This window comes from Pedobacter psychroterrae (assembly GCF_004331695.1).
GTDB classification, from domain to species: Bacteria; Bacteroidota; Bacteroidia; order Sphingobacteriales; family Sphingobacteriaceae; genus Pedobacter; species Pedobacter psychroterrae.
In genome coordinates, this window is the sequence record NZ_SJSL01000008.1 from 34,967 (window position 1) to 47,792 (window position 12,826).

General features: G+C 44.3%; 5 protein-coding genes. All 5 read left to right on the plus strand.

From position 1 onward, the window contains the following. Nucleotides 1-47: 47 nt before the first annotated feature. The 5 genes from EZ437_RS19295 to EZ437_RS19315 all read left to right on the plus strand — a co-directional run bounded on the left by EZ437_RS19295 (nt 48) and on the right by EZ437_RS19315 (nt 12,826). Nucleotides 48-4,205 (plus strand): hybrid sensor histidine kinase/response regulator transcription factor, encoded by a 4,158-nt coding sequence (locus tag EZ437_RS19295; protein ID WP_131597715.1) that lies wholly within the window; start codon nt 48-50, stop codon nt 4,203-4,205. A 131-nt stretch (nt 4,206-4,336) separates the two neighbouring features. Then, on the plus strand, nt 4,337-7,519 hold the full coding sequence (locus EZ437_RS19300) for a SusC/RagA family TonB-linked outer membrane protein (RefSeq protein WP_225869629.1): 3,183 nt from the start codon (nt 4,337-4,339) through the stop codon (nt 7,517-7,519). An 18-nt stretch (nt 7,520-7,537) separates the two neighbouring features. Continuing rightward, on the plus strand, nt 7,538-9,136 hold the full coding sequence (locus EZ437_RS19305) for a RagB/SusD family nutrient uptake outer membrane protein (RefSeq protein ID WP_131597716.1): 1,599 nt from the start codon (nt 7,538-7,540) through the stop codon (nt 9,134-9,136). A gap of 23 nt (nt 9,137-9,159) precedes the next feature. Then, nucleotides 9,160-10,221 carry an IPT/TIG domain-containing protein gene (locus tag EZ437_RS19310; protein WP_131597717.1) on the plus strand — a complete coding sequence of 354 codons (1,062 nt, stop codon included), beginning with the start codon at nt 9,160-9,162 and terminating at the stop codon, nt 10,219-10,221. A gap of 187 nt (nt 10,222-10,408) precedes the next feature. Then, nucleotides 10,409-12,826, plus strand: a complete 2,418-nt coding sequence (locus tag EZ437_RS19315) for a TonB-dependent receptor family protein (protein WP_165500481.1) — start codon at nt 10,409-10,411, stop codon at nt 12,824-12,826.

Below are 12,826 nucleotides of genomic sequence, written 5' to 3' on the forward strand. Positions count from 1 at the left end.
GCGGTAATTATTTTCGTAAATTGACCAACAGCAGCCAAATAGCAGGAATGAAATCTAGATTGATCACAGGAGTTTGTATATGGATAGTGTGGCTATGCATTGGTCTGCCGGCTGCTGCCCAGTACAATCAATACCAATTCTCCCATCTGGATATCAATAATGGCTTGCCACATAATCAGGTCAATTGCTTTTATAAGGATGTAAGGGGTTTTATCTGGCTGGGTACATTGTCGGGACTGGCACGCTATGACGGCTATAACTTTAAAATATACCGGCATAAGATCAAGGATAAATCTACTATAAGCGATAGTGATGTGCGCAGCATTACAGAAGGGCCGGATAATAAACTGTGGATAGAAACAAGGGCCGGAATGAATATTTATGATCCTGATACAGAGTTGTTTGATCACAATATACAGCCTGAGCTTAAAAAATACGGCATACATGAAAGTGCTGTCAGGATGCTGAAAAAAGGAAAATCAGGTATATTCTGGTTTATCCCTACTGCAACTGGCGTATACCGGTATGACTCCGGGTCGAAAACTACGATCCGGATAGAACATGAGATCAGGCGTGACAACAGCATTGCGGCAAGTCCGGTAATAGACCTCTCTGAAGACCAGGCCGGTAATGTATGGATGATCCATGCCGACGGAACGCTGGAGATGTTCAAAAAGAATACGGGCAACATTACCCAGAGAATAGATCTTTCCAGCAGGTTTTCTAACCGGGAAAGTGATGCCTACCGGATTTTTATAGACCGTCAGGGACTGATCTGGGTGTACGACATCTCTACCTCTACCGGGATCTATTATTTCGACCCGGTCAGAAATATCCTAAAAAAGCTTAGCAGAAATTCAGATGTGGCCAGGCTTAATTCTGATATCGTGACCGGTATCATACAGGACAATAAAGACCGTATCTGGATCAGTACGGATCACGGGGGCATCAACCTGGTAGACAAGAAGGATTTTAGTGTAAAATACATCCTGAACAATGAAGATGACAATAAAAGTCTGAGCCAGAATAACATTTCCAGTATCTACTACGATAACCTGGGGATCGTATGGATCGGTACTTTTAGAAAGGGGATCAGTTTTTATCATCCTGACATCATCAAATTTAACCTGATAAAGCATTCATCAGATCCAAGCAGTTTAATTTACAGTGATGTAAACCGGATGGTAGAAGATAAGCTGGGCAATATCTGGATAGGCACAAATGGAAGGGGGTTGGTTTATTACAACCGTGCCACCAATAAATTTAGCTCTTTCAGGCATGATCCCTCAAATCCCAACAGCCTGTCGCATGATGCCGTGGTTGCTATCTATATTGACCGGTTTGAAAAGCTGTGGATTGGTACTTATACCGGTGGTTTCGACTACCTGGACAATGGTAAGTTCACGCATTACAAATATGACGCCACCGATCCCGAAAGTTTGAGTGACAACAAAGTCTCCGATTTTTTGGAAGACTCATCCAACAGGTTCTGGATAGCTACCATGGGAGGCGGACTCAACCAGTTTGACAGGAAAACAAAGAAATTTAAGAGGTATAACCAGCATCAAAATCTGATCAGTTCAGATTATGTATTCAAGATCATAGAGGATTCGCATCAGAACATCTGGATAGGTACATCCTATGGGATGAATGTAATGCCAAAGGGGAGCCAGAAGTTCATCAGGCTGATAAATGATGCTAACAACGACAACAGTCTGATCAATGACAATATCAATAGTTTTATTGAAGACAGTAAAGGCTACCTGTGGATTGGTACCAGGGATGGGCTCAGTATTTATAATCCGGCCAAAAAAACCTTTCAGAACTACACGTTAGAGAATGGCTTGCCTGACAATAACATTATGGACATTCAGGAGGACAATCAGGGCGCATTTTGGGTGAGTACCTCTAACGGTCTGTCGAAGATCTCCGTGAGGTATGGCAATAAATTGCAATTAGTTTTCAAGAACTTTGATGAAAATGATGGCCTGCAAGGGCGGGAGTTTAACAGGATTGCTTCGATGAAGTTGCGCAGTGGTGAACTGGCATTCGGTGGGCCGGATGGGATCAACATCTTTCAGCCATCCTCAATTAAAACTAATTACCATGCATTTAAATTGTTTATCACCGATTTTCAGCTGTTTAATAAAAGCGTAACAGCCAATTCTGTGGTAGATGGCAGAACGATACTGGAGCAGTCGATCTTCGATACGAAGGACATTACCTTGAATCACGACCAGAATGTGTTTACAATTGAATTCGCATCGCTGAATTATATCGGCCCCCATAAAGTAAAACACCAGTATATGCTGGAGGGATTCGATAAAACCTGGATTTCTTCAGAACACAATGTCAGGAAAGCTACCTATACAAACCTTGATCCGGGCAAGTATATTTTTAAAGTCCGGGCTTCCAATGCAGAAGGGATTGTTCAGGCAGCGCCTGTGATCTTGCACATAACAGTTTTAAACCCCTGGTATACCTCTACATTAGCCTATATTATTTATGTGCTGATCATCGGCGGAGCGCTGTATTATTTCAGACATAGAGGAATTCATAAATTGAAATCACAATTTGCGGCCGAGCAGGAAAAGAAGGAAGCGCAGCGGTTGATAGACAATGAAAGAATGGAAGTGATGCGGTACAGAGAACTGGATGCCATGAAGATCAAATTTCTCACCAATGTAAGCCATGAGTTCAGAACACCGCTTTCGCTAATACTGGCTCCTATAGAGAAGTTGCTGAAAGGGGTCAGCGACAACAACTTGAAGGAGCAGATTTCCCTGATACAAAAGAATGCAAAGCGGCTGCTGAACCTGGTAAACCAATTGCTGGATTTCAGAAAGATGGAACTGAAAGAGATTAAGTTGCAGAAGCGGCCAGGAGACATTATTGCCTTTAGCAGAGACATCACCTATTCTTTTAAGGATATTGCCGAGAAAAAAAATATCCAGCTTACTTTTAATGCTACTTACGAGAAGCTGAAGGTAAACTTTGACCATGATAAAATAGAGCGTATACTGTTTAACCTGCTGTCCAACAGCTTTAAGTTTACGATGGATAACGGGAAAGTAAATGTCTCGCTTGACTGTATCATGATAGACCAGTACATGGTAGAGATCAGGGTAAGGGATACAGGTATCGGCATCCCAAAAGAAAAGCAGGAGAAGATCTTTGAGAGTTTTTTTCAGAACGACATTCCTGATTCCATCATCAACCAGGGAAGCGGGATAGGCCTGGCCATCACCAAGGAATTTGTGAAGCTGCACGGTGGCGAGATTCACCTGGAAAGCGATGAGCATGTGGGCAGTTGCTTTACCATTCTATTGCCTTTTGAAGAACTGCGCAGTCAAAGCCAGTCGCCTGAAAATTTTGTCGATAACCTGATAGCAGATGAAGATGCATCTGCTCTACAGCAAGTTACTATTTCTTCAAAAAAGGCGACCGTGCTGCTTGTGGAAGATGATGTAGACCTGAGGTTCTACCTGAAGGACAACCTGAAAGAAGATTTTAACGTGATAGAGGCAGGGAATGGTAAGGATGGCTGGCAGAAAGCCCTGTTTTATCACCCAAGTATTGTGGTGAGTGACATCTCCATGCCGGAAATGTCAGGCATAGAACTCTGTAAAAAGATTAAGGGTGATTCCAGGACTACGCAGATTCCGGTGATACTCTTGACCGCACTGACGGGTGAAGAGCAGGAACTGACGGGTTTGGAAACAGGGGCCAGTGATTATATGACCAAGCCGTTTAGCTTTGAGATCCTCAATTCAAAGATCCGGAACATATTGGTGCAACAGGAATCGTACAGGAAGCTGTATCAGAAGCAGGTAGAAGTCCACCCGGTAACGGTACAGACAGAAAGTCCGGATGAGCAGTTTCTTCAGCATGTGCTTCAGGAGATAGAAAAGAACATAGACAACAGTAATTTTTCGGTGGATATGCTCAGCAACCTGATGCTGGTAAGCAGGGTAACGCTGTATAAGAGAATTGTGGCGCTGACAGGTAAAACACCATTGGAATTCATCAAATCATATCGGTTAAAAAGAGCAGCTCAGCTGCTGGAACAGGGAAAGCTGACCGTATCCCAGATCTGTTATAAAGTCGGATTTAAGACTACCAAGAATTTTGTCAAGTCTTTTAAAGAAGAGTTTGATATACTCCCTTCAAAATACGCGGAAAACAAGGATACAGTGGAATTATAAGCCTTTTTTATAAGGGTTAACATTTGAGCCCCCCTTTTTTAGCAATCCGATAGTCCTATTTTTCTAGTTTTATATTCCATAAACCCATCCCTTGGGTTTGTCAACAACCTAACCAAATATGACAAGCAAAAATGAAAACGACAAGAACGAGCGCTAATGAATTGATTTTAATTCTATTCATGATTTTTATGCTATTCGGGATTTCCAGTTCCGTCTATGCACAAAGCACTGAACAAAGAATTGTGACCGGAGTTGTAGCCGATGAAAGCGGGACAACCCTGCCCGGTGCAGCAGTATCGGTGAAAGGAACTAAAACTGCCGCATTGACCAATGCAGAAGGTAAGTACTCCATTATGGTTTCCTCCAATGCCAGTGTGCTGGTATTTTCCTATGTAGGGATGACTCCGCGGGAGATTACGGTGGGCAGTAAAGATGTGGTCAATGCCGACCTTGTTTCTTCTACTTCCACATTGTCTGATGTAGTAGTAATAGGCTACGGTACGCTGCGGAAATCTGAACTGACCTCTTCCATTTCTTCGGTATCTCAAAAAGACCTGAAGAATTTGCCGGTAGCAGGTATAGATCAGGCCCTTCAGGGGAAAGTAGCAGGGGTCACGATCGCCAACAATGGCGGTCAGCCCGGAGGCGGTGTTTCGGTACGGATCAGGGGACTGACCAAAGTAGGCGACAACAATGAACCTCTATACGTAATAGACGGGGTGCCGATGGGCGCCAAAAGCACTTCCCTTGAACAGAATTTTCTAGGTGGCGGATCAGGTCAGACGGGACAGAGTGTACTGGCTACGCTGAATCCGGCAGATATAGAAACAATAGATATCTTAAAAGATGCTTCTGCCCAGGCCATTTATGGAGCAAGGGGAGCAAACGGCGTGGTATTGATCAATACCAAACGCGGCAGGGCCAACCAGGGTAAGATCTCTTATGATTCTTATGTGGGGATGGCCGAGATCCCCAAAAAGCTTTCTGTCATGAACCTTCGTCAGAATGCGGAATACATGAATTCGCTGGTAGGGGAAATCAGGGCAGTACCTGGAAGCGGACTGGACAGCATTGGCGAGTTCAGGGACCCTTCTTTGCTGGGCACAGGAACAGACTGGCAGGATGAGATTTATCGCAGAGGATTTACGCAGAGCCATCAGCTGGCATTTTCGGGAGGATCTGAAAAAACGCAGTTCTACTTTTCCGGAGGATACCTTGAACAGGAAGGAACGCTCATCAAAACAGGGTTTGAGCGGGTTACTTTGCGCGCCAATGTAGACCATCAGGCTACGAAATGGCTCAAAACAGGGATTACTACCAGTTTGTCCAGAAGCGATCAGCAGATAGGACTTTCAGACGGCTTTGATGCTGTAACAAGTACGGTGCTGTATAATAGTCCCGCTACTCCTGTTAGAGATATCAACGGCAATTTCATTTCTCAAAATGTAATTGGCGGCAGTACGTTTGGTAATCCAAATAACCCGGTGGCACTGGCCAGCCTGCGCGATGTGACCAACCAGACCTCTAAAGTTTTTGGAACTGTGTATGCAGATATCAACATTATTGACGGACTGGTACTGAGGTCGGAGGGTAACTTTGATTTTAGCTTGAGCAGTGATAAGGCATTCCAGCCATTTGTACAAAATGAAACAACCAATGCAATCATCCTGAGTCCATCAAGATTAAGGGAGCAAAGAAATAACAGCCTTTACTGGGCCCTGAAGAATTATGCCAGTTACAACAAAACTTTTAGCAAACACAATATAGGTGCTACGCTGGGGCATGAGGCGCAACGGTCTAAATACGATTACATCAATGCCAACAGGAATGACCTGGTACTAAACCTGCCGAGCTTAAATGCCGGTGATGCAGGGCTGACCCAGGGAATAGGAGCAGGAGCAGGCGTATGGAGCATGGAATCTGTATTTGCCAGGTTGAACTATACCTATGACAACCGCTATGCGATCAGCGGAACAGTAAGGCGTGATGGATCGTCCACCTTTGGGGATGGACAAAAATGGGGAACATTCCCTGCGGTATCGGCCTCATGGACTGTAAGTAATGAATCGTTCTTGAAAGACAATAAGTACCTGAATTATTTAAAATTCAGAGCAGGATATGGAGAAGTAGGCGGACAGGATGCTGGTGGCGCCAACTTGTATTCGGCCAATATTACACTGTTTGGTACTGCACCTTTTGGTGCAGGCGGACTGCCATCTAACGTGGCCAATCCGTTTATTACCTGGGAATCGATCGTGACTTATAACGGAGGCGTGGATGTCACGACGTGGAATAAGAAACTGGAATTCAGCCTGGATGTGTATAAAAAAGTAACAACAGATATGTTGCTGGCCACACAGGTAGAAGCCTTCTCCGGACTTGGTACGGCATGGAATGACATCCAAACACCAAGAACCAACGACGGGAAGATGACCAATACCGGTTTTGATATAGGGCTGACTTCTTACAACATACAGAAGAACGATTTTAGCTGGAAAACGAACATTGTATTCAGCAGGTATAAAAACGTACTGAATAGTATGAACAAGCCTGAAGCGACCATTACAGGGATGTTTGATGAGTATGGCACCAAATCATTGGTTACACTTTCCCAGCAGGGACGTCCTTTTGGGGCATTCTATGGTTATGTAACTGATGGACTGTTTAGGTCACAGGAAGAGCTGAACAATGGCGTTGATTATGGTCTGTCTATAGCTCCGGGAAGTTTATGGCTGGGTGATGTTAGGTTTAAAGACCTGAATGGCGACAATGTAGTAAATGATCAGGACGTTACCGTGATCGGTAATCCCAACCCTGATTTTACGTATGGGTTTACCAATACTTTCAGCTGGAAAGGAATAGATTTATCTGTGTTCCTGTATGGCAGTCAGGGAGGAAATATCTTCAATTACAGCCGCAGGCAGACTGAATCGCTCAGTTCAGCTTACAACAATCAGTTGACCACTGTGCTGAACAGGTACAGTGCCAACAATCCGGACGGGGACATGCCGCGTTACAACCAATGGCATAATAACAATAGCAGGATCTCTGACCGCTATATAGAAGATGCTTCTTACCTGAGGATACAGAATGTGGCACTAGGCTTTAGTCTGCCGAAATCCCTGATCAATAAGGTGAAGGTGAACAATGCAAGGTTCTATCTTTCTGTGCAGAACCTGTACACATTTACCAATTATTCAGGTTACGATCCGGAGCTGGGTGCGATGAACAACAATGTCCGGTTCATGAATATTGACAATGGACATTATCCGGTTCCGAGAACATTTACGCTGGGCACTAACATCGAATTCTAACCTATTAAAACCAAGGAAATGAAAACCAATTTTACAATCATATTTTTCGCAGCAGCATTACTGGCGGTGTCCTGTAAAAAAAGCTTTTTGGACAACCCCTCTGAAACGGGGCCGACCACGGAAAACTATTATACCAATGCAGCCCAGGTAAACGGGGCGACGGGACTGCTGTACAACTCTGTATGGAACGACTGGTCTGACAAGGCCTTTATCTCTGTAGGAGATGTACTGGGCGGAACAGTAACTGGTGTGCAGGGCAATGCGCAGTACAATTCATTTTATAACTTCAATATCCAGAGTACCGATGGTTTGGTAATGGATACCTGGAAGTCCTGCTATAAGGCGGCGGGACAAGCTTCGGTATTGATCCATACTTTTGAAGACAAAAAAGCAACGGTATCCGACCCGGCTTTTCTGGATGTAGGGATTGCGGAAGCTAAGTTTATCCGCGGATTTGCCTATTTCTATATTGGCCGTGCTTTTGGTGATGCGCCTATAGTAGACAATCCGGTGAACCTGACAAAAGCAGGAACACCACAGACCCCTAAATACCTGCAGAAGGACGTGCTTCGCTTTGCGATAGAAGACCTGAAATTTGCAGAAGAAAACCTGCCGGAGATCGCTGCACAGGATGGCCGCGTAACCAGGTATTCGGCAAAAGGCATGCTGGCCAAGGTATATCTTTATCTGAAAGACTATGAAAACGCAAAGTTGAAAGCCAAAGAGGTAATGGATTATGCTACTTCAACCAACAGAATAGGCCTCAACCCTGATTATCAGGGTATGTTTACCTCTTCTGATATTGCCAATAAAAACAATAAAGAGATGCTGTTTTCTTTGAGATGGCTGGCCTCAATGGGCTGGAACGGTGGGAACAGGTACATGCTGTATGTGGGGCCGCAACCTCTGTTAAAACCTAAACCGACGGGTGGCAATGGCTATTCGGCGGTTGTTCCTTCTTTTGATATGCTGAATGCAGCTACAGGATATGCTATCGGCGATTTAAGAAGAGGCTGGTCTGTCATGCAGCAGGGATTTCATAAGGCGGACTGGGTAAACGAAAACTTTCCTAATGGCTTTACTTATGATACCACAGGCGCGACCAGCGATTTTAAGATCCAGACAGGTACGCGGTCTAACATTCAGAAATATGTAGTTGGGGCAAACAGGAGCTCTGAACTGGTAACGCCAGACAGTCACACCAGTATGTCTACTTATATACTTCGCTACGCAGATGTATTGCTGATCTATGCAGAGTCAGTTTTGGCGGGTGGCGGTGCTACAAGTGATGCTTCAGCCCTTAGTGCCTTCAATGCCGTACACAACCGCGGGGGATTGGTGAGCCTGACCAGCATTACACTCGACAATATTTTGCATGAGCGTAAGGTAGAGTTCGCCTTTGAAGGCGATTATTGGTTTGACATACAAAGACAGGGATTTGCAAAAGCACAACAGATGATAGCCGCACAGGAGCGTGGTACAGTAGGCGGAAATGGTCAGCTGACCAGCTTTAAGGCCGCGCTTACTTCGGCAAAACAACTTTTTCTGCCGGTGCCTCAGCCCGAAACAGTCATCAATCCTTTGTTGCTGGAACCTGCGGTAGCTTATTATAAATAGAAAGACATTTAAATTAAATGGATATGAGAACGATTAAGAATTTAAAGATATTCCTGTTTGCATGTATGGCAGGTGTATTATCAATAACAGCATGTACCAAAGAAGAGCAATCGGCCGGTAAGGCCTCTAATAGTCCGGTAGCGAATAAGCTAGATCCTGAAAAGGCGAGCGGCAATACGGTGCTGACCATTACCGGCAGCGGACTGGGAGATATGACAAGTATTGTTTTTGAAAAGGGAAATGTACCTGCTTCATTCAATCCTGTGCTGAATACAGACAATGCGATTCTTTTTAGGGTACCGGATACCGCAAATGGCGGTGCTCAGAATATCATACTGACCAACAGGCTGGGTGTGCAGCTTAAAGTGCCGTTTAATGTAGTAGCGCTGCCGCTGGTAAACACGGCTTCAAACTATAATTTTACAAACGGGACAGAGATTACCCTGGTGGGAAATAACCTCGATGATGTGACTACAGTAGCCCTGGATGGGACTACTGCCACGGCAACGATTGTATCTAAAACAAAAAAGGAACTGGTGCTGAAAATGCCTGCAACTACTGCCAATAGTGCGAAGCTGGTGATTACCAATGCTACGGGGCCATATACAACCAGCCAGGTTTTCGTAAACCTGGACAACGCGTACAAGATCTTTACAGAAGGGTTTAATAGTGGCTTTGAAAATGGGTCATGGGGCCCGGCATCTGTGTCGACCGCCTTTGCAAAGTCGGGCACTACCTCCTTTAAGGCTGGATATAACAAGGGCAACTGGAGTGCAGATGGTTTTGCCAACTGGAACGGTATAGCGCCTATGCCGGAATACAATTATCTTTCATTCTGGGTGAAGGGTGCTTCTGCAGATTATACGCTGTACGTAACCGGAGATGCAAGGGCAGGGGGATATGGCAATTCGGACAGGAGTGTGCCTATAACAGTGCCTGCTAGTGTCTGGACTTATTTTAAAATCCCAATGACGACCCTTGAGCTTTGGAAAAAAGGGCCTATGAAACAGCTGGGATTTTGGATAGAAGGCCCGGAGAAACAGGATGAAGCTTTTTACTTTGATGATGTAATACTGGTAAAGTAATGTGATTTGATATAGTGCTAAATTAGCAGGGGTTGGATATAGCTAGGCTTAGGTTATTCCAGCCCCTTATTTTTACCGATGAAATACCTCTTTTCACCGTCATTTCTTTGCCTGCCAGCTAAATTTTGTAGGAATGTATTGTAACAAAAATGACCTTTGTGCAGACTAATTGAAGAAATAACGATTTATGAAGAGAATTATACTAATACTGGCTGGTTTGGGAATTATGGTTGGCGCACATGCGCAGTTTCCTATGGCGGGCGGTCCGGCAAAACCAAAGGTGACAGGAAGGATCACTGCCCTGATACTGGATTCACTAACAAAAAAACCGGTTGATTATGCCACCATATCGCTGATAAAAGCAACAGATAGTAAGGCCGTAAATGGCGGAGTAACAGATGAAAAAGGTAAGGTGGTACTTCAGAATGTAGCACCGGATCAATATAAGCTCTCCATTGGTTTTATGGGTTACAAGAGCAAGACTATTTTGGTGAAGACCACACCTGAAAAACCAGACTTGAATGCGGGGACTATTTATGTAGTGCCCAGCCAGAGCAACCTGAAAGAAGTAGAAATCGTAGGACAGCAGGCATTGATAGAGAACAAGGTTGATAAGCTGGTATACAATGCGGAGGCCGATATTACCAATGCCGGCGGTGACGCTACAGATGTGATGCGCAAGGTGCCGATGCTTTCTGTAGATATCAATGGAAATGTGCAGCTGCGGGGCAGTGCGGTGCGCGTACTGATCAATGGAAAGCCCTCAGGTACGATGGCCAGCAGCGTAGCTGACGCACTGAAAATGATCCCTGCGGAGCAGATAAAAAGTGTAGAAGTGATCACGAGCCCATCGGCTAAATATGATGCGGAAGGCTCAGGCGGGATTATTAATATCATCACCAAGAAAAAAACTTCAGAAGGAACCAGCGGAAGCGTGAATGCATCGGCAGGTACAAGATCCAATAACGGGGCCTTTAACTTTAATGTGAAGACCGGGCGACTGGCAGTGACCACCAGCCTTGGGGTAAACCATGCGTATCCTCAAAACTCACGCGTGGACGTGTTTAATACTGCAGTTATAAACGGAGTGACCAATACGGTAAGTCAGAATGGATTTTCGAAATGGTCGAGGGTGGGATACAATGGCAGTGCCGGACTGGATTACGACCTGAACGGTTACAATAACTTCAGCACCAATGTGAAGCTAAATAGCTTCTCCAATGGCGGTCCGGGAAGTTCAGACATCTATACCAACCAGGTATTTTCTCAGAATATTCGGGATATGGACATGAGTTTTAACAACATGGACTGGAACGTTGACTACAGAAAAACGAGTAAAAAAGAAGGTGAAGAATTTAGTTTGTCTGCACAGTTGTCGACAGGCAGGAACGGTAGTGATTTTACCAATAGATTTGTAACAGCCGGTATTCCTGATTTTAGCATTATTGGTCATAATACAGGAAAGAACAATGAATATACTGTTCAAAGTGATTATACCTATCCTTTCAGTAAAACCACTGTTCTGGAAACCGGCGTAAAAGGAATTGTAAGGGATATTATCAGTGATTATGATGCCTCGGCCCAGGATTTTGATTATAGTCAGAATGTAGCCTCCGCCTATGGTGTAATGGGATTTAAGCTGAGCAAAAAGATCACTGCAAAAGCAGGTTTGAGAGCAGAGTATACCAAAATCAATGGTGTGGCGGGCAACATTACAGGCTTTGATAACGATTATTTTAACCTTTTTCCAAGTGTAGTGGTGTCACAGAACCTGAGCCAGATGACTACGGTAAAGCTGAGCTATAACCGCAGGATTCAAAGGCCGAGTTTGTTTTACCTGAACCCTTTTAGAAATGAAAGTGATATTTATAATCCTATGGAAGGAAATCCAAAGCTGGACCCTGAACTGGCTGATAACATTGAGCTTGGCTATTCCACTTTTATCAAAGGATCTATCATCAATGCCTCCGTGTTTTACCGCAATACCGGAAATGTAATCGAAAGTTCGATCAGGCCAATTACAGAAGACGGGATAAATAAAAACCTGACTACTTATATCAATGTCGGCACCAGTCAGTCCTACGGTTTGAACGTATTCGGGTCTTATAACCCCAAGCCTAAATGGACCCTGATGGCCAATTTTGGATTGAATACTTATGATGTGAGCAGCACGCAGAACAATGTAAATACAGGTACTTTCTTAAATTATACCGCATTTATGCGTTCGGCATATGCGCTTTCAGGAGGCTGGAATACAGAAGTTTGGGGGGTGATCAATTCGCCTAAACGTACATTTCAGGGACAGACTGACGCCATGTATTTTTATGGTGGCGCTGTTAAAAAGGAGATCTTAAATAAGATGGCTACTATAGGTGTAAATGTATTGAACCCTTTTAGCCGCGATTTGAATATCAAAACCGTTAACAATACGGCGACTTCAAGTCAGAAAACAGACATACACTATCCGTTGCGTTCATTCGGGCTGAACTTTAGTTATAAGTTTGGTAAATTGAAGTTCACGCAAAAGAAATCGATTAAAAATGATGACCTTAAGAAAGAAGAAGAGCAAGGCGGTGGTGGTATGGGCGGCGGCCAGGGGAAATAG

Excerpts from the sequence above, each read along its gene's own strand:
- EZ437_RS19305 (WP_131597716.1), top strand. The coding sequence starts at position 7,538 with ATGAAAACCAATTTTACAATCATATTTTTCGCAGCAGCATTACTGGCG.
- EZ437_RS19295 (WP_131597715.1), top strand. The coding sequence starts at position 48 with ATGAAATCTAGATTGATCACAGGAGTTTGTATATGGATAGTGTGGCTA.
- EZ437_RS19310 (WP_131597717.1), top strand. The coding sequence starts at position 9,160 with ATGAGAACGATTAAGAATTTAAAGATATTCCTGTTTGCATGTATGGCA.
- EZ437_RS19300 (WP_225869629.1), top strand. The coding sequence starts at position 4,337 with ATGAAAACGACAAGAACGAGCGCTAATGAATTGATTTTAATTCTATTC.
- EZ437_RS19315 (WP_165500481.1), top strand. The coding sequence starts at position 10,409 with ATGAAGAGAATTATACTAATACTGGCTGGTTTGGGAATTATGGTTGGC.